The 19238-nt window shown below is 67.0% G+C and carries 18 protein-coding genes; 6 read left to right on the top strand and 12 right to left on the bottom strand.

Annotated features, from left to right (window positions below; all coding sequences use genetic code 11):
- Positions 1 to 18 precede the first annotated feature (18 nt).
- From ACO1BU_RS21095 to ACO1BU_RS21120, 6 genes are all read right to left on the bottom strand, one after another.
- On the bottom strand, positions 19 to 621 hold the full coding sequence (locus tag ACO1BU_RS21095) for a cytochrome c oxidase subunit 3 (protein ID WP_424137944.1): 603 nt from the start codon (positions 619 to 621) through the stop codon (positions 19 to 21).
- The gene (gene ctaD / locus ACO1BU_RS21100) at positions 618 to 2543 is read right to left on the bottom strand and encodes a cytochrome c oxidase subunit I (protein WP_424137945.1); all 1926 of its coding nucleotides are present in this window, start codon (positions 2541 to 2543) and stop codon (positions 618 to 620) included. Before ctaD ends, ACO1BU_RS21095 begins: the two co-directional genes overlap by 4 nt.
- Complete coding sequence (coxB, locus tag ACO1BU_RS21105; protein WP_424137946.1) at positions 2540 to 3553, bottom strand: cytochrome c oxidase subunit II; 1014 nt, start codon at positions 3551 to 3553, stop codon at positions 2540 to 2542. Before coxB ends, ctaD begins: the two co-directional genes overlap by 4 nt.
- Positions 3550 to 4086 carry a c-type cytochrome gene (locus tag ACO1BU_RS21110; RefSeq protein ID WP_424137947.1) on the bottom strand — a complete coding sequence of 179 codons (537 nt, stop codon included), beginning with the start codon at positions 4084 to 4086 and terminating at the stop codon, positions 3550 to 3552. Before ACO1BU_RS21110 ends, coxB begins: the two co-directional genes overlap by 4 nt.
- Complete coding sequence (locus ACO1BU_RS21115) at positions 4083 to 5912, bottom strand: outer membrane protein assembly factor BamB family protein (RefSeq protein ID WP_424137948.1); 1830 nt, start codon at positions 5910 to 5912, stop codon at positions 4083 to 4085. Before ACO1BU_RS21115 ends, ACO1BU_RS21110 begins: the two co-directional genes overlap by 4 nt.
- 591 nt (positions 5913 to 6503) lie before the next feature.
- Complete coding sequence (locus tag ACO1BU_RS21120) at positions 6504 to 7829, bottom strand: calcium-binding protein (protein ID WP_424137949.1); 1326 nt, start codon at positions 7827 to 7829, stop codon at positions 6504 to 6506.
- A gap of 208 nt (positions 7830 to 8037) precedes the next feature.
- Between ACO1BU_RS21120 and ACO1BU_RS21125 the strand changes: the two genes are divergently transcribed.
- Both ACO1BU_RS21125 and ACO1BU_RS21130 read left to right on the top strand, forming a co-directional pair.
- Positions 8038 to 8619 (top strand): sigma-70 family RNA polymerase sigma factor, encoded by a 582-nt coding sequence (locus ACO1BU_RS21125; RefSeq protein WP_424137950.1) that lies wholly within the window; start codon positions 8038 to 8040, stop codon positions 8617 to 8619.
- Positions 8616 to 9299 carry a ChrR family anti-sigma-E factor gene (locus tag ACO1BU_RS21130; RefSeq protein ID WP_424137951.1) on the top strand — a complete coding sequence of 228 codons (684 nt, stop codon included), beginning with the start codon at positions 8616 to 8618 and terminating at the stop codon, positions 9297 to 9299. The genes ACO1BU_RS21125 and ACO1BU_RS21130 overlap by 4 nt, the downstream gene beginning before the upstream one ends.
- Positions 9300 to 9508: 209 nt before the next feature.
- Here the strand turns inward: ACO1BU_RS21130 and greB are convergent, their stop codons facing one another.
- The gene (greB, locus tag ACO1BU_RS21135; protein ID WP_424137952.1) at positions 9509 to 10039 is read right to left on the bottom strand and encodes a transcription elongation factor GreB; all 531 of its coding nucleotides are present in this window, start codon (positions 10037 to 10039) and stop codon (positions 9509 to 9511) included.
- Positions 10040 to 10053: 14 nt separating this feature from the next.
- Positions 10054 to 11277 carry a serine hydrolase domain-containing protein gene (locus ACO1BU_RS21140; RefSeq protein ID WP_424137953.1) on the bottom strand — a complete coding sequence of 408 codons (1224 nt, stop codon included), beginning with the start codon at positions 11275 to 11277 and terminating at the stop codon, positions 10054 to 10056.
- A 179-nt stretch (positions 11278 to 11456) separates the two neighbouring features.
- Between ACO1BU_RS21140 and ACO1BU_RS21145 the strand changes: the two genes are divergently transcribed.
- Positions 11457 to 11717 carry a hypothetical protein gene (locus tag ACO1BU_RS21145; RefSeq protein ID WP_424137954.1) on the top strand — a complete coding sequence of 87 codons (261 nt, stop codon included), beginning with the start codon at positions 11457 to 11459 and terminating at the stop codon, positions 11715 to 11717.
- A 69-nt stretch (positions 11718 to 11786) separates the two neighbouring features.
- Here the strand turns inward: ACO1BU_RS21145 and ACO1BU_RS21150 are convergent, their stop codons facing one another.
- Positions 11787 to 12704 (bottom strand): L,D-transpeptidase family protein, encoded by a 918-nt coding sequence (locus ACO1BU_RS21150; protein WP_424137955.1) that lies wholly within the window; start codon positions 12702 to 12704, stop codon positions 11787 to 11789.
- A gap of 362 nt (positions 12705 to 13066) precedes the next feature.
- Between ACO1BU_RS21150 and ACO1BU_RS21155 the strand changes: the two genes are divergently transcribed.
- Positions 13067 to 14035, top strand: coding sequence for a TIGR03885 family FMN-dependent LLM class oxidoreductase (locus ACO1BU_RS21155; RefSeq protein WP_424137956.1), 969 nt, complete (start codon positions 13067 to 13069; stop codon positions 14033 to 14035).
- A gap of 32 nt (positions 14036 to 14067) precedes the next feature.
- Here ACO1BU_RS21155 and ACO1BU_RS21160 read toward each other — a convergent pair whose 3' ends face one another.
- On the bottom strand, positions 14068 to 15252 hold the full coding sequence (locus ACO1BU_RS21160) for a patatin-like phospholipase family protein (RefSeq protein WP_424137957.1): 1185 nt from the start codon (positions 15250 to 15252) through the stop codon (positions 14068 to 14070).
- Positions 15253 to 15254: 2 nt separating this feature from the next.
- Positions 15255 to 16343 (bottom strand): SDR family oxidoreductase, encoded by a 1089-nt coding sequence (locus tag ACO1BU_RS21165; protein WP_424137958.1) that lies wholly within the window; start codon positions 16341 to 16343, stop codon positions 15255 to 15257.
- Between the two features lie 215 nt (positions 16344 to 16558).
- Here ACO1BU_RS21165 and ACO1BU_RS21170 point away from each other — a divergent pair, with 215 nt between their 5' ends.
- Positions 16559 to 17227, top strand: coding sequence for an HAD family hydrolase (locus tag ACO1BU_RS21170; RefSeq protein ID WP_424137959.1), 669 nt, complete (start codon positions 16559 to 16561; stop codon positions 17225 to 17227).
- A gap of 11 nt (positions 17228 to 17238) precedes the next feature.
- Here the strand turns inward: ACO1BU_RS21170 and ACO1BU_RS21175 are convergent, their stop codons facing one another.
- Positions 17239 to 18108, bottom strand: coding sequence for a type 1 glutamine amidotransferase (locus tag ACO1BU_RS21175; RefSeq protein WP_424137960.1), 870 nt, complete (start codon positions 18106 to 18108; stop codon positions 17239 to 17241).
- A gap of 363 nt (positions 18109 to 18471) precedes the next feature.
- Between ACO1BU_RS21175 and ACO1BU_RS21180 the strand changes: the two genes are divergently transcribed.
- Positions 18472 to 19238 (top strand): acyl-CoA dehydrogenase family protein (locus ACO1BU_RS21180; protein WP_424137961.1); only part of this gene is annotated, 767 nt, incomplete at its 3' end.

Raw genomic sequence — 19238 nt, forward strand, 5'->3', positions numbered from 1 at the left:
ATCCTGTGTCGGGCGCCATCATAGCCGTGGCACCCAGTAAAGGCAGGCATAGAGCGGCAGCCAGGCTGCGACCACGAAATACCAGTAGAGCGCGTTGTCGCTCACATCCCCGAAGCGGCGCTTGTTGTCCCCGTGGCGGGTGAACATCACGGCGGCCAACACGAAGGTGTCGGCCACGTCTGTGATAACGTGGGTCGTGTGCAGGCCGAGCAGAACCCAGAGAATCGAGCCATAGGCGTTGCTGTCCCAGGACACGTTGAGGGCTTTGAACTCGAAGATCCGGATGATCAGGGGAATGATCCCCACCACCGACATGATGACCATGCCGATCCTCACCTTGCGGAGATCTTCCGCCTTCGCCCAGCGCGCAGCGAACCAGTTTGGCAGCAGGCTCGCGAGCAGAACGAGGGTCATGACCGTGCCGGGCCCGAGATCGGGTGGCGGGGCGCCGATCGGCCACTGCGGCGCAAGGCTGAAGAGGTAGAGATAGACAGTGATTGCGATGGCGAAGCCCGTGCCCTCGATCAGCATGAAGGCGAGGGTGCCCCACCAGGTCTGGCTGGCGCTGCCCTTGCCGTGCAGGGGGAGATGGGCGAGATCCGCGACGACCCGGTGCCTCATGCGTCATCCTCCGGCGTGCCGCGGGGCCAGAACCATCCGATCAGGGTTATCGCGACGGGGATGGAGCCCCAGACGACCGCCCAGGGCGTGAAGATGGAAGCGACGAGCATGATGCTGGTCGCGACGGCTGCAAAAAAGGGCCAGATGGAGTTGCGGGAAGATGTTTCCCGGACCTCGGGCTTTGCCTCGGCCATGGTGGTGATGAGAAGCTCCCGCCGGCCCACGGCGAGGCCTTGCGCCACTGGCAGGCCCTCCTTCTCATCCCAGAGTGGGTTCGAACTGGTCACAACCGGGATACGGGCGAAATTGTAGGGCGGCGGCGGGGAGGAGGTCGCCCATTCCAGGGTGGAGGCATTCCAGGGATTGTCGCCTGCTGGCGTGCCAGACCGGGCGCTGCGGACGACATCGATGGCGAAGAGCAGGAAGCCGGCCGCGAGGGCGACGGAGCTGAAACTGATGAAGAGGTTCCAGCCGCCCCAGCCCATCTCTGCCTGATAGGTGTAGACGCGCCGCGTCATGCCCTGGAGGCCCAGGATGTGCATGGGGAAAAAGGTGAAATTGAAGCCGAAGAAGAGCAGGCCGATCACCCAGCGGCCGAGGCGCTCGCTCATCATCCGTCCCGTGATCTTGGGGAACCAGTAGTAGATCGCCCCGATCAGCGGGAAGACCGCGCCGCCGATCAGCACGTAATGGAAATGCGCAACGATGAAGTAGGTGTCGTGCACCTGGGTGTCGATGGGCACGGAGGCGACCATTACGCCGGTCATCCCGCCGAGGATGAAGGTGAAGAAGAAGGCGAGGATGCACAGGAAGGGCGTGCGGAAGATCGGGCGGCCCAGCCAGATCGTCGCCACCCAGCAGAAGATCTGCACCCCCGCCGGTATGGCGATCGCCATGCTGGAGGCCGTGAAGAAGCTTTCCCCCATTCGCGGTAGACCGGTGGTGAACATGTGATGGACCCAGAGGCCGAAGGCGAGGAGGCCCATGGTCATCAGCGCCAGAACCAGTGGCAGATAGCCGAAGATCGGGCGCCGCACGAAGGTGGGCAGCATGGAGGAGATCATCCCGACCGCCGGGATGAAGACGATGTAGACCTCCGGATGTCCGAAGAACCAGAAGAGATGCTGCCAGAGCAGCACATCGCCGCCTTCGGCCGGGTTATAGAAATGTGTGCCGACGAGCCGGTCCAGGATCAGCAGGGAGCTGCTCGTCACCACGGCCGGCATGGCCATGATGATCATGAAGGAGGTGACCAGCATGCCCCAGACGAAAAGCGGGATGCGATCGAGCGACATGCCGGGGGCGCGCTGCTTCAGCACGGTCACAACGATCTCCACCGCGACGGCCAGGGCCGAGATCTCGGTGAAGGTGATCATCTGCGCCCAGATGTCGGCGCGCTTGCCGGGCGCGTATTGCGGGCCGGAAAGCGGCACATAGGCGAACCAGCCGACATCCGGCCCCATCTGCAGGAGAAAGGCGCCCCAGAGCAGGAGGCCACCGAACAGGAAGACCCAGTAGGAGAACGCGCCCAGGCGCGGGAAGGCGATGTTGCGGGTGCCGATCATCAGCGGCACCAGATAGAGCGCGACCGCTTCACCGATCGGTACGGCGAAGAGGAACATCATGTTCGCGCCGTGGATGGTAAAGATCTGGTTATAGAGATCCGGTCCGATGATCCGGCTTTCCGGTTGTGCGAGCTGGAGCCGCATCAGCATCGCCAGGAGTCCGCCCAGGAAGAGGAAGGCGAAGGCGGTGACGATGTAGCGGCGGCCGATGATCTTGTGGTCGACGGCGGAAAGGATGCCGATCAGCCCGCCCGGCGTGCGCCAGGTATGCGCGAGCCGCCGCTCCAGGCTGCCTGGGTCACGCGCCTCGTCGAAGGTGGTGTCGCGCCGGTCCGGGTTCTTCTCCTCGGCGGTCATCGCAGCCTCGTCAGATAGGCCGAAACGGCCTGCAATTCGTCCGGGGTCAGTGGCACCATGGGCATGTTGTTGCCGGGTTTGATGGTTTGGGGATCGGCGATCCAGGCGGCCAGCGCGCCGCGCGTGGTCGGCAGCATGCCGGCGGCGATGGTCTGACGGCCGCCGACATGGGTCAGGTCCGGCCCCAGCGTGCCGGCGGCGGAGGTGCCGCGCACTGTGTGGCAGGCGGAGCAGGCCTTGCTTTCCACGATTTGCCGGCCGGCTTCCTCTTCCGGGCCGTGCGGATCGGCGGCCTCGGCGATCTGGGCGGTGCGCCAGCGCTCGAATTCTTCCGGTGGCTCGACGATGACCAGCAGCGCCATATGAGCGTGCTGAAGCCCGCAGAATTCCGCGCATTGCGCGCGATAGGTGCCGGGCTGGGTCGGGGTGAGGGTCAGGGAGTTGTCGCGCCCGGGGATCATGTCCTGCTTGCCAGCCAGATTCGGCACCCAGAAGGAATGGATGACATCGGCGGCCGAAAGCTCGAACCGGACGGGCCGGCCCAGGGGAAGGTGGATTTCGTTGGCGGTGATGAAGACCCGGTCCGGCGAGGGGTCGGCATAGGTGATTTCCCACCACCACTGGAGGCCGCGCACGCGGATGGTCAGGGCATCCGGGTGGTCGGCCGCGATGCTACGCGTCGCGAAGTAGCTGGCCAGGGTGAGCGCGGTGATGATCAGCGCGGTGGCTGCCAGGGCACTGCCGACCGCGATCGCCGAGCGGCGCTCTGACCGCTTTCGTTCGGACGTGGGCCGATCCGTCGGCCGGCGGCCGCGCCAGATCGCGCCGGCCAGGACGAGCAGCACAGCCGTCCAGACCACGGTGCAGGTGATGGTGAAGAGCCAGAACAGGCCGTGCAGGTCCTGGGCTTGGTGGCCGCGCGGGTCCAGCACCGATTGCCAGCCGGCGCAACCCGTGCAGAGCAGGAGAAGCGCGAAGGGGAAAGCCCGCCGCAATATCCGTTGATTCATCGGCTGGGCGGCGTCGAGAGGCTGCTCATGGCGGGCGCCCGGTTCTCGGCGGGGCGCGTCTGCATCGCGTCGTTCCGGCTTGGCGCGGCGCCGCTGGCGGCTGCGGCGCCGAGATTCTGAATGTAGCCGGTCAATTGCCAGATCTGCTCGGTCGTCAGTTTGTCGCGGAAGGATGGCATGCCGTTCGGCCGGCCGTCACGGATGGACAGGAACACGGAGACGGGATCGGAGCCGTAGCGCCACCATCCATTCATCAGGGCGGGCCCGGAGGCACCCCCGCCATCGGCGTGGCAGCCCTGGCAGTTGAACCATTCGTAGAGCCGCTTTCCCTGGCCGAGCTGATAGGCGTTGCTGCGATAGGGTTCACCCATGGCGGCGTAGACGCCAGGCGGGCGGCCGCCGATGCCGTAGGGCATGACGAGAACGCTGTCCAAGGACTCGGCCATGGGGGGATCGAGGCGGGTCTGGCGCTGTTCGCGCTTGCAGCCCGTCAGGAGGAGAAGTGCCGCAAGCGCGGCCGGCAGAATTCTCATGGCAGACGGAACACGAGGAGCGTCACGCCGGGATCGCGTGGCTGAGGCAGGTCGCGCAGGACATTGCCGAATCCTTGGGCCGCCGTCGCGTCGCGGCGGTCGATCTCCGCCGCGGGGCCGTCGCCGGAGCCGGCCAGCACCGCCAGTTGCTGGCGGCCGTCCGGCCCCTGGAAGGTGATGGGACGGCTCACGATTCCCGATGCGGCCTGGTATTGCCAGAGCGCCGTGCCGGTCCGGGCATCGACGGCTTTCAGCAGCCCGTCCGGCGTTCCGTAAAGAACCAGCCCGCCTTCCGTCGCCAGCACGCCGCCGAAGAGGGGGAAGCGTTCCGGCACCGTCCAGGCCGGGCGCGCTTCCGCCAGGTTCCAGCCGACCAGGGCGCCTCGGGGCTCTCCATCGGAAGCGCGGAGGCGGATATTGGCGCCGGTGAAGCCGGTGCCGCGGATGTAGTTCGCGTTCCGGGCCTCCATGTCCATGCAGAGGCGGCGGGACGGAATGTACAGGAGGCCGGTCGTCGGCAGGAAGGCAATGCCGTCGCCGGCGGCGCCAGGGCGGCCTGGGCAGATGTCGCGGGTCATCATGCCGCGGCGGACTGCCCTGTCCTCGTTCCGGCGCAGGGCGCCCGTGCGCAGATCCACGCCCGCCGTGGCATTGATGGGCACGAAGGGCTCGGCAGAGAGCATTTCCCCCGTGAGGCGGTCCAGCACATAGACATAGCCGTTGCCATTCGGGTGGACGAGGAGGCTGCGTTGGGCGCCGCGCCATTCCTGATCGAGGAGCAGGAGCGGGGCATTGGCGCCCAGGGCGTAAAGGTCGTGGGCGTTGATCGAGTCGAACCAGCGTGCCTGGCCGGTTAACACATCGCGTGCGAACAGGCCGGAGGTCCAGCGGTTATCGCCCTGGCGTTGATCGGGGTTCCAGGGCGCCGGGTAGCCCGTGCCGTGGAAGAGAAGGCCGGCCCCTGCATCGAAAAGGATGGGGCCGGACACGCTGCCGCCCCCATGTTGCCAGGCGGCGGGTGGCCAACTGGTGGTACCCCGGTCCGGCTGCCTGTCCTCGGGGAGAAGCGGGCGGAAACCGGGGCCGATGCCCACATCCGTATCCGGCCCGGTGCTGTGATGGTGCCAGAGGGTCTGGCCCGTGGCGGCGTCGAGGGCGGCGATCCATCCGCGGGCGCCGTAATCATCGCCCGCATTGCCGAGGATGATCCGGTCCCCGGCGGCCAGCGGCGCGGAGGCGAGGGTTTCGCCTTCGGACGGGTCCGCTATCCGCACTTCCCAGACCACCTGTCCGGTGCCGGCGTCGAGCGACAGGGTTCGGCCATCGAGCGTGTTCAGGACGAGCCGATCCCCGGCCAGGACCATGCCGCCCCCACCCCCACCGCAGCAGGAGCGGCCCGCGGCCGAGCTGTCCGCGGGCAGGGTCCGGCTCCACCGCACCTTGCCGGGCGAGGCGAGGTCGAGCGCCAGGACTGTATGGGGGAAGGGCGTCATCAGGAACAGCGTGTTCCCGGCCACGAGGGGAGGCTGGGTGGCGCGTCCGGGGTGGCTTACAGGAAAGGAGAAGGCCAACTGAAGCTGCCGGATATTGGCGGGTGTTAGCTCCCGCAGCTGGCTGAGGCCCTCATTGCCCGGGCTGGGCTGTTCCGGGGTGGCGGCCAGGACGCCTTGCCCGGCTGCGAGGACGCATCCGGCTGTCAGGAGCCCGAGCAGGACCAGCGCGATCGAGCGGCGCGGGCGGTCCGGCGCATTGGGCCTGGCGCCGGTTGCACGCGCTTTCCATCGATGGTGCCTCGCCCGGATGGCGGGGCACGCTATCTCTCTCACCTTCGCATCCCCTCAGGAACTCTGCTCCGGAACGCATAAGAGGCGCATCCGCTTCAGAGAAGAAGCTGGCGCGCCTATCTGCGGGACGAACCGGCGCGCGAGGCGACTCGTGGAATGCATGTGGGGCGACCGCAGTGCACCCGCGTCCCCCCGAGTCGCTTCGAACCGATGTTAATATGCGGTCTGGGGAGGAAGAGCGCAGCCTCATGGCTGGCATCGGCACTGGTCACGGCCAGGCAGGTGCGGCGTTATCATGCCGCGCTTAACGGCGCGTCCGCCCGGCTGTCATGCGGACCCGGGATGCACGCCGCGGTTAGGCTGGCCTTCGCCCGTAGACCAGCGCCATGCCTTAGGTAAGCAACCCGAATAACCGCCCGGGTCTGCTGATGTTTTTACCTCCTGATCAGGTTTGGCTGTTGGGAGGAAGCAGTGGCGCGTCTGTTCTGGCCTTCGGGTGAGGCTTGGGCGGCCATCGATCCGCACCTGCCGCACGGCAGGCCCGGCAAGCCATCCTGCTTGGAATTCCAGGAGCAGGCGCCTGCGCGGCCCGGATCTCGAGGGTGATCCGGGCCGGCACTCATCCTCTGGAGGTCAGAGGATGAAATCTCTGACAGAGAGATTATGCTCGCCCGTCAGCTCGATCTGGAAATCGGCATCGCCATCGCCATTCAGATCGCCCTCGACGAGCGTGTTGCCGCCGGACTGAACGGCGTGAAGTTCGCCGGTTGCGCCAGTGAACTCCCCGGCACCCAGGAATGCGAAGGTCTGCCCGCCATTCAGATTCAACATCGCGCCGAGCGCGGCGAGGTCGATCATGTCACCATCGCCGAAGTCGGTGATGACATCGTGGCCGCTGCCCCTCTTGGAATCCTCAAGTGTGGTGAGGGTGAAGTGGTCCCTCCCTGCCCCACCGGTAAGGACGTCCATGGCCGCGCCGCCGATCAGGATGTCGTCGCCATCGCCACCGTGGAGCATGTCCTTGCCGGCGTCGCCGAGCAACGTGTCATCGCCAGCGCCACCGAGCAACGTGTCCCTGCCGTTGCCGCCCGCAGCGCGGTCGTCTCCAAGGCCGCCGTCGATCTGGTCGTCACCGGTGCCACCGATCACGCGATCATTGCCGCCACCCGCCTCGACGATGTCGGCGCCGCCTTCGGCGTCGATGATGTCGCCGCCATCGGTGCCGGTCAGGTGGTCGGCAAAGCCAGTGGCCGCGAGGGTGGGGGTGAGGTCGGCGTCATCTGCTGAGCCGTCATGCAGGAAACCGAAGATCTGCGATGAGAAGAAATGGGCTCCGACTTGCTGCAGCTCGCCCGACGCGATGGGTAGGACAGCCTTGTAGCCCTGGACCCCGTCGGCCTCACCGCCCCCCGCACCCTGTCCTTCCTGCAGGGTTAGTCCATGCAGCACGATTTCTTTGGCCTGGAGGGGCGTGATGCCGCCGAAGATCGCCTGTGCGTTCTCGTCCGACGAATCGAAGCGGAAGGTTTCAGTGTAGCGCAGCACACCGTTCTCATCCGCAGTCGGAAACACGGCTGCCGCGGTGTGGTCATGGCCATCCGTGCCATGGTCATGCACCGAGTTGTCAGGGTTGAGGGTCAGATTGAGTTGGACCGGTCCATAGGTATCGAGCCCTTCCAGAAGCTCGACAAAGCCGTCTCGGTCGTCATCCTGTGCAAGTGTCGGGGTCCTCGCTTCCATGTCATTGTCGAAGCCATGGATGTGCTGCGGGTGCACTTGGTTCGGCTCAAGCCCCTCAGCCTTGATGTGCACGGTCAGCGTCTGGCTGCGCGCGTCGAGGAACAGAAGCGCCTGTCCATCGACGCCGGAGTTGTTGAGCGCCGTGAATTCAGTGGCAAATATCTGCAGCCCACCAACTGCCAGTCCGTCCTGGCCGCTGCTGTGACGATCGCTACTCATCGCGTGACATCTCCCTATCTTCGTTCGTTGGCGCCAGGTGATACGGAGGGAGAGACGCACTGGATCACAGGGTCACGCTCACGTGACCATTCGGGCTCGGTGCGGTACCCGCCATGTATGTCTGTTATGAATGTGACCTGTGGGCCTGAGCAGGTCATCAAAGTGATCTAGCGGAGCGCTCGTCACGTATTGGGCTGGAGCGTCGTCATTGCAGTCGCACCGTTCGCCCCGCACCTGCACCGAGGTGGCGCTGGAACGCTACGTCGCCGCAGTGGCGCGGTCGCAGGACCGGGCCGCCTTCGCAGATCTGTTCTCTCACTTTGCACCGCGGCTGAAGACATACCTGCGTAGGCTAGGCATGGTTGATGGGGAGGCGGAGGAATTGGCGCAGGAAGCAATGATGCTTGTCTGGAGGAAGGCGGCGCTGTTCGATCCCGAAAGGGCTGAAGTCTCTACCTGGGTCTATGCGATTGCCCGGAACCTTCGCCTTGATGCTCTTCGCCGCAGGGGATTCCCCGGGCATGAGATCACGGCGCCGGAGGAGGCGGTTCCCGATACCGCTCCGGATGCGGAGGAGCAGTTCGCCTCCTCCGCGCAGCAGGCACGATTGAGGACGGCGGTGCACCGCTTGCCCCACGAGCAGGCACAGGTCGTTCAGCTCTGTTATTTCGACGACAAGTCACATGCTGAGGTCGCCAGTGAGCTTGGCATCCCTCTTGGTACTGTTAAGGGCCGCCTGAGGCTTGTCCTCGGGCGACTGCGCCGGGCATTGGGAGATGAGGCAAGATGACTGGAAAAGGAAAGCGCACGGCCCGCCGTCATCCCAGTGCGGCGACGCTGGCCTCCTATGCCGCAGGCCATCTCGGGCAGGCGGCGGGCATTGCTGTCGCAGCTCATCTTCTCCACTGCGAACAATGTCTTGCCACGGCCAGCATGCCCGAGGAGGCTGTTGGGCCGACAATCCCCGAGCTGCCGCTATCGCCGCTTGCCCCCGACGCTCTGCAGCGAACCATGGACCGGCTCCATGCTGCCCCTACGCCCCCGCCCGATATGGTATCTGCGGGAGCGCTGGCGGGTCCCACTCAAGGAGCGGCGATCACGCTTGACCGTCTCGGCTTGCCTGTTCCCAAGCTGCGCTGGGCTGCCCCAGGTGTTCGTGTTGCCCTGCTGCTGCAGGAACGTTGGGGGAGCAACGATTGTGAGACGCTGTTTTTCCTGCGCGTCGCGCCGGGCGTTGCGCTGCCCAGCCACGGCCACCAGGGCAGCGAGCTTACCTGCGTGCTGGAGGGAGCCTTCGCCGACGGAACGGAGCAATACAACGCTGGGGATATGGCCGAGGCAGAGGATGATGTCAGCCACCGGCCGGTGGCAGAGGGGCTAAGTGACTGTGTCTGCCTGATAGCGACACGCGGACGGCTGCGCTTCCCAGGGCTGATCGGGCGGCTGGCAGGAGCCTATCTAAGGATATGAGCTCTCAAAGCTTGCGGCTGAGTTCCATCGAGTAGGGGACTCATTCAGCTCCGCTCGGCGACGAGGGCGAGGCTGGCGAGATAGTTCTGAGCGAGGCGATCGTACCGCGTGGCCAGTCTTCCGGCTCTTGAGGCGATAGAGGAGGCGTTCGACGACGTTGCGGCGCCGGCAGGCGAAGGTCGAGTGGGTAGATGATTTGGGTTCCCTGCCTAGGGTGTAGCGGGCGACCGTTCGGGGTAGCGGATGTCGATGATCTCGATGGAGCTTGGCCCGGCCGGCGTGCGCACGGTCACCTCGTCCCCGACGCGCGCCTTCAGCATGGCCAATGCCATGGGGGATCCGATGCTGATCTTGCCGGCCGCCATATTGGCCTCGTCCACACCCACCAGCGTGACGGTCACCTCCTCGTCGCGTTCGTTCAGATAGGTGACAGTGGCTCCGAAGAAGACGCGGTCTCGCTGGGTCTGGGCGGCCGGGTCGACCACCTCGGCCTGGTCCAGCCGCTGGCCGAGATAGCGCAGGCGGCGGTCGATCTCCCGAAGGCGGCGCTTGCCCTCCTTGTAGTCGGCGTTCTCGCTACGATCGCCATTGCCGGCGGCCCAGGCGACGATCTCGACCACGCGGTGCCGTTCGGCTCGCATGGCCTCGAGCTCCGCCCGCAGCGCGGCCTCGCCCGCCGGGGTCATGTAGAACTTGCCGCGGGGCAGCCGCGTCAGGCTGCCCCCATCTTCCTCGTCCATATTCTGGTCGCGCCTCAGTCGATAATGGCCTGGTAGGTCAGCACGCGCAGCTCACGCCGGATCGGATAGGTGGAGGAGGGCATGAACTGGGTGAGCAGGATCACCGCCATCTCCTCCGCCGGATCGATCCAGAAGGCGGTGCTGGCGGCGCCGCCCCAGGCATATTCCCCGGGGGTGCCGAGCACCTGGGCGCGCGCGGGGTCGAGCATGACGGAGAAGCCGAGGCCGAAGCCGATGCCCTCATAACTGGACTCGCTGAAGCGTGGCTGGCCCATGGCCGCCATGTCGCCGCCCAGATGGTTCGTGGTCATCAGCTCAACGGTCTTGCGGCCCAGCAGGCGCAGGCCGTCCAGCTCCCCCTTGTTCAGCATCATCTGGCAGAAGCGCAGATAATCACTGGCAGTGGAGCAGAGCCCGCCGCCGCCCGAGCAGATCTTGCGCGGGGTGGCGAAACGGCTGGTGGCGGGATCGTCGATCAGCTTCAGCGCGCCATCGGGGCCGCGCCCGTAATTGGCGGCGAAGCGTGGCAGCTTTTCCGCGGGCACGTGGAAGGCGGTATCCACCATGCCGAGCGGGCCGATGACGCGCTCCTGCAGAAATTCCTCGAAGGGGCGGCCGGAGATGACGGCGACGAGGTGGCCGAGCACGTCGGTGGCGATGCTGTAGTTCCAGGCGGTGCCGGGCTGCGCGATCAGGGGCTGACGCGCGGCCAGTTCCACCGCCTCGGCCAGCGTCGCGTCCGAGGTCTGGAAGTCCACGCCTTCGGAGCGGTAGAGCGCGTCGACCAGCGTGGACTCCATGAAGCCATAGGTCAGGCCGGAGGTGTGGGTCAGCAGGTCGCGGAAGGTGATGTCGCGCACCGCCGGCACCGTCTCCAGCTTACCACGCGATCCGCCGGTCAGGACGCGCTGGTTGGCGAAATAGGGCAGGAAGCGCGTGATCGGGTCATCGAGTTGGAAGCGGCCCTCCTCATACAGCATCATGATCGCGACGCTGGTGAGAGGCTTGGTCATCGAATAGATGCGGAAGATCGTGTCCTCCGCCACGGGCGTGCCGCGTTCCCGGTCCGCCAGGCCGGTGCGGCGGCTATAGGCGATCCGGCCGCGCCGCATGACGGTCACGCCCAGGCCGGGAAGCTTGCCCTCCTCCACATAGCGATCCATCCAGCCGTCGATGCGGGCGAGGCGCTGCCGGGACAGCCCGAGTTCCGCGGCGTCGGCCTGCATGTTCATGTCCATCGGCGCTCTTCCTTCCTCCTGCTCCGGCGAGACTAGCCGCGCTCTGGGCGTCCTGACAGACACCCGCCTTCCAGCCGCCGCATCGTGACGGAAAGGCGGCGCACTGCGCCCAGGGGCTGCCGGAATGGTGGGGAGAATGGGCCTGGTCAGTGCCGGGATGGTCCGGTGAAGGGCGCAAAATGAAGAACATCGTATTCGGTGCGCTGATCGCGGCAGCGGGCGCCTTGTCGGTGGTTCCGGAGGCGAAGGCGCAGGGTTACGGGTATGGCTATGCCCCGTATCCGTCCCCGTCCTGGGAACGCGAAGCCTGGCACCAACACATGGAGTGGCGCGAGCAGCGGCGCGAGTTCCGGCGCCAGCGGCGCGAGATGGCCGAGCGCCGGGCCTATGAGGCGGGGCGGCGGGACGCCTACCAACCGCAGTTCTGGGGCTATCGCTAAGCTGTCCCAGGGCTGTTCGTTGGAGTGGGTCGCCGGAGGCAGGGGCGCCCGCCGACGTGAATCTGCCCCTTAAAGCGGGTTGTCCTCGGGCTTCTCGGCCCGGGCGACCGCCTCGGCCTCATCGGGCGCCTGCGGCAGCGGGCGGGGGATCCGCCGATAGGGCGCCCGGCGCGCCCCTGGCACATCCAGGCCGTAAGGATCCCCGTGCAGGACAAGCCGGCCGCGGCTGTCGGGCCAGACCGTCAGATAGCCAAGGGCGACCTGCACCTCCTGGGTGGGGATGAGTTCGATGGTGCGGCCCGTATCGAGGGTTGCCTGGATGGCCGGGGATGGCCGGTCCGTCATCCAGGCCGCGAGGTCGCGGATGCGCTCAACCCGGACGCAGCCATGGGAGACGGCGCGGCTTTGCCGGGCGAAGGCTGCGGGGCTGTTGGTGCCATGCAGGAAGATGCCATCCGAATCCAGCAGCCCAATCCGGATCGGACCGAGGGGGTTGGTGGGGCCCGGCGGCTGGATGAGGCGCCCGTTCACCACCCGGAACCCCACCGCGCCTGTAGCGCGGACCTCGGGCTCGATGCTTGCGGGCACGTACCAGGGGGGATTGCAGCGGGCGGAGGTGACGAAGGTGGCGAGCTGGGGGGTGCGGGTCTTGTTCGCCCCCACGACCACACGGGAGCGCAAAACCTCCCGACCCATGTCATAGGCGATGAGCTCGGCGGCAGCGATGTTCACGAGAATGAGCCGCCCCGCCGAGAAATCGACCCCGAGGTCGTCGAGGCGTTCGAGCGTTCGGTCCACGGCATACCGGCCGCGCAGATTTGCCGGGGGCATTGCTGCGCGGGCATAGCGGAGCTGGGCCCGGAAATCGGGCACGGCCACTACGGGCAGGCCCTGGGCCATGGCGCCCGGCCGGAACATTGCCCCGAAGGGCGCGGAAGCAGCGCCGAGGAGCAGGGCGCGGGCGAGGGAACGGCGAGTCTGAAGCATCGGTGGGCCGGACTGGGACATGGTGATCCTAGCAGAAGATCGTGAACGAACGCCCATGTTGTTGTGTCGTCTCTCCATCGATCTCCGTTCGTGCCCCGGGCTGCTTCAGAAGATCGTCACCGGATACCCTGCCGGGGATGCCGGGCAGGGCGTTCGCGCCAGAGGCTTCCATGGGCCGGGCAGGGTTCGGGGGACCGGGTAAGGGCCACCGGCGGTGAGGCCGCATTGTTGATGTGGCCAGGCCGGCCTAGCCTGGCCCATGTGGCGCACGTCGTCGCGCGGGCCAAGCGGTAGAAGCGCTGGCTTCCGGCAACCTGGGGCTCCGGGCCGGGTTTCTGCAAGGAATCAGGAGGGGGGGCAGCATGGCCACGGCACGCTTCGGCTTCCACGCCTCGCATGAGCAGTTTCCGCCTTCCGAACTGCTTGCCCTTATCCAGGATGCCGAAGGGGCCGGCTTCGACTGCGGCATGTCGTCCGATCACTTCCGTCCCTGGGGAGCGGCGCAGGGGCATTCCGGCTTCGCCTGGTCCTGGCTCGGGGCCGCAATGGCCAGGACGGGGTTGCCTCTCGGCGTCATTTCGGCGCCGGGATACCGGTATCATCCCGCCATCCTGGCTCAGGGCGCGGCGACCCTGGCGGAGATGTTCCCGGGCCGGTTCTGGCTCGCCCTTGGAAGCGGCCAGCGCCTGAACGAGGACATCACTGGCCTGGCCTGGCCGGAGAGGCGGGAGCGCAATGCACGGCTGCGGGAATGCGCCGGCATCGTGCGCGCGCTGTTGGCCGGCGAGAGAGTCTCGCATTACGGGCGCGTGACCGTTGTGGATGCGAAGCTCTATAGCCGGCCGGCGGAGCCGCCGCCGCTGCTGGGCGCCGCGGTTACGGAGGCGACCGCGGAGGAGGTTGGGGCCTGGGCGGACGGATTGCTCACCGTCTCCGGGGAGCCGGACCAGATGCGGAAGGTAATCGAGGCGTTCCGCCGTGGAGGTGGGCAGGGCAAGCGGCTGGTGGTGCAGGTCGGGCTGAACTGGGCTCCGACCGAGGAGGAAGCGCTGGCCGGCGCGCATGAGCAGTGGCGCACGAATGTCCTGGGCGGTGACGTGAACTGGGAGCTGCGCACGCCCGAGCAGTTCGACATCGCGACGCGTTTCGTGAAGCCGGAGGACATGCGGGAATCCGTCTGGATTTCGTCGGATCCCCGCTGGCACGTGGCGAGGCTGGCCGAACTGGTGGAGCTGGGCTTTGACGAAATCCAGCTGCATCAGGTCGGGCGCAACCAGCGCGCCTTCATCGAGATCTTCGGCCGGGAGGTGCTACCGGCGCTGCGCCGGTGAGCGGCGCCGGCTGAGGCGTTGCCCGGCGCGCGTCAGCCCCGGATCGTGTGCAGGGTGAGGCCCGCCGCCGGGCGGGCGCCTTCGCCCAGTGTCGCGAGCTGCTGCAGGGCAGCTTGCATGTCGCGCTCGCCCGCCTCCAGGCGCTCAGCAAGCGCGGTTCTCGAAAAATCGAAGGTTTTCTGGATGCCCGTCGCGCCGGGAGAGCTCCGGTAGGCGAGGTGGAGGATCGTCGTGGCGGTGGCGCGGCCTTCCGCCAAGACGGGCGCTACTTGCGGGTCTTCCCGGATTTCGGGCGGAAGGCGGGTGCTGAGCTTGGCAATCAGGGTGCGCAGATGCTGCTCGCGCTGGCGGCCCTCCAGGATGAGGCCCGTCTGCCCGGCAAAGACGAGGTCCTCCGCGCGGGCTGCCGCCTCCGACAGAGAGCGCGGGGGCTCACCTTCACGGGAGAAGAGGTCCAGCACGAAGCAGATCAGGTCCCGGCCAACAGGTTCGTCCAGGATCAGGTCAAGCGGCGTGTTGGCGGATAACCCGCCATCGCCGAGAAGCCGGCCATCAACCTCGACCGGCGCGAAATCAGGCGGCAGGGCGGAGGAGGCGATGACATGTTCGGGCCCGATGCGCGTGCCACGCCGCGTATCGAACACGACGCGCTCGCCGGAGCCGAGATCTGTCGCGACAACGCTGAGGCGGGGCGCGTCCTTGCTGTTCACCCGGTCGAAGTCGACCACCTCCTCGATCCGGCGATGGAGGGGCGCGAGGTCATAAAGTCCGGGCGCCGCGCCTTGGCCGAAGGCGGCCAGCCGCGGGCGGAACAGCCCGGGGCGGCCGAGCATTCGGGTCTGCATCGCGCTGATCCAGCCTTGCGTCTCCCGCCAGGGTCCCGTCACGCCCAGTGGTGCCGCCCAGAAGGAGAGGGACATTGGATCGTCGCTGGCGGCATTCCAAAAGCGGAGAAGTTGCTCGGCGCGACGTTCGGGCGGGTTGCCGGCGATGATCGCGGCCGTCACAGCACCGATCGAGGTGCCGGCGATCCATTCCGGGGTTGGCGCGCCTGCCTTCTGCAGCGCGGCCCAGGCTCCGGCATGATAGGCGCCGAGGGCGATGCCGCCTGCGAGCACCAGGGCGTGCATCGGGCCCAGGTTGTGCTCGGTGCCCTGGCTTGTTGACGACGGCTGCAATGCGGCTGTCCCTTCGGCCGAGCTGGAATGGATCGCCATGCCTATTTCGAGGTCGGGCCCGGCGGGCCGGGTGGCAGGATGGCCTCCAGGAAGCGGGCTGCCGATGCCAGGCCGGCATCGGCCATGCGGAAGGGCATCGCCGCGAATTCCAGCGGAAGCGCCGCCATGGAGGTCATGGCTGCAAGCGGCGCGCCGCCGCTCTCGGGATGGCTGCGCCAGCCTCCATCCACCCCGCGGCCGTCGCGCACGGGCTCGAACAGGGCGCCGGGCGTGTCGCCGCTGGCTTCTTCGGACAGGAAGCCGGTGTGGAGGGCCCGGCCGGTGAACCAGGTGGTGAAGGTCGGGGCCATGCGCTTCTGGGCTGCGGCCATCTTGCCGAAGCCGCCGACGATCACCTCGGCCTGCGGCTGCTGGGTCAGCGCGACCACGGTCTCCGCCACCTCATCCGCCGTGTAGACCGGCGGCGCGGCGCGTACGCGGCGGCCGCTGAAATTGGCGGCGTGCTGGAAGAAGGGCGTGTCGATCACCGATGGCATGACGGTGCAGATCTGGATGCCCGGCTGGTCCAGCACCTCCTGCCGCAAGGCCTCCGAGAAGCCGCGAATGGCGAATTTGCTGGTCGCGTAGGGGGTGCCGTCCGGCTTGGAGGTCTCGCCGATGATGGAGGCGTTCTGGATCAGCGTTCCGTGCCCCTGGGCCCGGAACTGGCGCATGGCGACCTTGGCGCCATGGACATAACCGAACAGGTTAATCTCGATGACCCGGCGCCAGGCATCCATCGGGATGGATTCCAGCCGCCCGAAGGCCGCGACGCCCGCATTGTTGAACCAGACATCGATGCGGCCGAAGCGCTCAATGGCGCGGCGGCCCAGCGCCTCAACCTCCTCCTCACGGGTCACGTCGGTCGGAACGGCGATGGCGGTGCCGCCGAGCGCCTCGCATTCCCGCGCCGCCTCCTCCAGCATCTCGGCGCGGCGCGCGGCGAGGATGAGCGAGGCGCCGCGCCGGGCGAAGGCCTGCGCGGTGGCACGCCCGATGCCACTGGACGCACCGGTGATGACGATCACTGGCCTGTTGCTGCCCGAGGTCGTGCGCGGCTTGCCCGCGATATTGGTCGGCTGATCGGTCATGCGTGTTCCACCATGTCTGCGGCGTCCGGGCGCCCGAACAACGGATGAGTCGCTCTGTGGCTGCGCGGGAGGAGGGCTCCATGGTCCGTACGCGGCGACGGCGCGTTCACCTATGCGAAGTCTGGCTCTAACGGTCTCGCGCGCCCGCCATGGTGGGAATGCGGAGCATCAGAATGGAAACTGCCGCGTTACTTCCGACTGACCGGGAGCGCAGGATGATCGAGGCCGCAGTTTTCGACGTGGATGGCACGCTGATCGATTCGGTCGATCTTCACGCGCGGGCCTGGCAGGACGCATTTCGCGATTTCGGCCATGAGTTCGAGTTTCAAGCCGTTCGCGACCAGATCGGGAAGGGGGGCGACCAGCTCATGCCGGTTTTCCTGAGCCGGGAGGAGTTGGATGCGAGGGGCAAGGAGCTGGAGAAGCACCGTGTCGCGCTGATGAAGGAGCGCTATCTTCCGGAGATCACGGGTTTTCCGGGGGTGCGGGAGTTGTTCCAGCGCATCCGGCAGGACGGAACGCGGATCGTGCTCGCCTCCTCGGCCAAGGCCGATGAACTGCAGATCTACAAGAAGATCGCGGGCATCGAGGATCTGGTGGACGAGGAAACCTCGTCGGACGACGCCGAAAAGTCAAAACCCCACCCCGATATCTTTCAGGCGGCCTTGTCGCGGCTGGGTGGGGTCGATCCATCGCGGGCCATCGTGATCGGCGACACGCCTTACGATGCCGAGGCGGCGGCCAAGGCGGGGCTGCGCACCATTGGCGTGCTCTGCGGCGGCTTCCCCGAGGATTGGCTGCGCGAGGCCGGCTGCGTCGAAATCTACAAGGGGCCTGCCGATCTGCTGGCCCGCTACGACGACTCTCTCCTCGCCCGGGGTTGACCGGCGGGCGCTTAGGCGGCGTTGCGGCGGGCGCGTCGTGGCTCTGCGAGATGGCGGATGAAGTTGCGCAGCTCCACCTGCCGCAGGGCCGGGTCTGTGACCTGGTGATTCAGCCCGAGCTGCCAGGCGAGGTCGTGCCGTGCCGGCTCACGAGCTAGCGCCTCGATCTGATCCGCATAGCGGTCGACCGCCAGGCGATCCGCCGCGAGGCCGTCCTTGACCAGGCTTTCGGCCTGGCGCCGCAGCGCCTCCGCCACCTCGTGCAGCGAGATTTCCGGATGGTACTGCACCCCCCAGAAGATTCCGTCGCCGCAGCGGATCTCGGCGGCCTGGACGGGGCTCGTCTCATTGGTGGCCAGCAGCGTGGCGCCGGGCGGAAGTTGTTTCACCTCGTCCGAATGAACTGAGGGCGCATCATAGGCCAGGGGACGGCCGGACAGCAGCGGATGCTCGCGCCCTTTCTCCGTCAGGGCGATACAGCGGGCGAAGCCGGCCTCCTTACCGTCCTTCCGGGGGCCGACCTGGCCACCCGCGGCCACAACAGCGAGTTGAAGGCCAGCGCAGGAGCCGAAGGCCGGCGTGCCCGCGGCGAAGACGGTGCGCATGAAGTCCAGGGCGCGACGCGCCTGCGGGCTGTCCTCATAGACATGCATGGGGGAGCCGCAGAGGAAGACCGCGTCATAGCGGCGCAGAACCTCCGGTTCCTGCCGCGGGCTGTCCTCCTCGGCTGGCTTGATCTGGTCGCAGATCGCGCCGGGGGCGAGAGAGAGAAGGCTTTCCACATAGGTTTCGCCGGAGCTGCTACCGACGCTTCTGCGCCGTGCCTCTCGCTCCTCCGGTGCCTCGCTTTCGGCGACCAGGAAGCGGAACGGTTCGGACATGCAAACTCCCGGTGGTGTGCTTCGGGACGGCCCAGGAAGGAAGGTCGGCCGCCGCGGAAATCGGCGAGGGCGCGGGGATGGCCCTCGGATCGCAGGAGGTGATGTCTTCGCTGGCGCCTTCAAGGTTTGCTGACGCTCTCTGGCAGAAAGCGATCCTGCCCGCCTGGCGCCTGGGTATGTGTGCCGCTGAGGACCGGGCCTGAACTGGGCCGCCAGAGGGAGGCTTGACAGGACGCGCGAGCACGAAATAGCGTCACACAAAATGATGCACTGTATCGTTGCGCGTTCATGGGGCGCCTAACGAACCGTGCACTAGACGCCGGGCTTCCATGGAAGGCGCGGCACAGGGAAGGACGCGTTCGCATGCCGCTCGCCGTCATTGGCCGCCCGTCACCCGCGCCCGCCGCTTTTCTTCCAGTACCTGAGCCAGGACTGACGCCGCGTGACCTGCTCGACCGTGCCATCTCCCTGCGGCCCATGCTGCGGGAGAGGCAGGAGGAGCACGAGCTGCTCGGCACCTATGCCGAAGACGTGCATGCCACCTTCGAGCGGATGGGCTTCTACCGCATTACGCAGCCCCGGATGTTTGGCGGCTATGAATTCAGCCTGCCCGTCTTCTTTCGGACGATGATGGAGGTCTCTCGCGGCGATCCAGGCGTGGGCTGGTGCCTCACGCTGGCGGCCTCACATGCCTTTCTATTGGCCAGCCACTGGCCGGAGAAGGCGCAGCGCGAGTTATTCGGCGAAACCGGCCATTTCATCTCCCCACACCGGGCCCAGCCCCTGGGAACGGCGACGCCCGTGCCGGGCGGCCTGCGCATCAAGGGGCGCTGGAACTATTCCTCGGGCGTTCCGCATGCGACGCATTTCATCGGCACTGCGTTGCTGCAGAAAGAGGATGGAACGCCACCCTCCCCCGTGCTCATCGTGGTGCCGCAGGGGCAATACACGATCCTGAAGGATTGGGGCGGGGACGAGATCCTGGGGATGCGTTCCTCCGGTTCCAACACCGTCGTGATCGAGGATGCCGTCATCCCCGCGCATCACGCGGTGCCCTTCAACGCCCAGTTCTGCCGGCCGGAGGAGATGGCGGAGGGCACGCCGGGCACGCGGCTGCACGGGAACCCCAT

Origin of the sequence: Roseomonas chloroacetimidivorans (assembly GCF_049629625.1) — a bacterium.
Classification (GTDB): Bacteria; Pseudomonadota; Alphaproteobacteria; order Acetobacterales; family Acetobacteraceae; genus Roseomonas; species Roseomonas chloroacetimidivorans.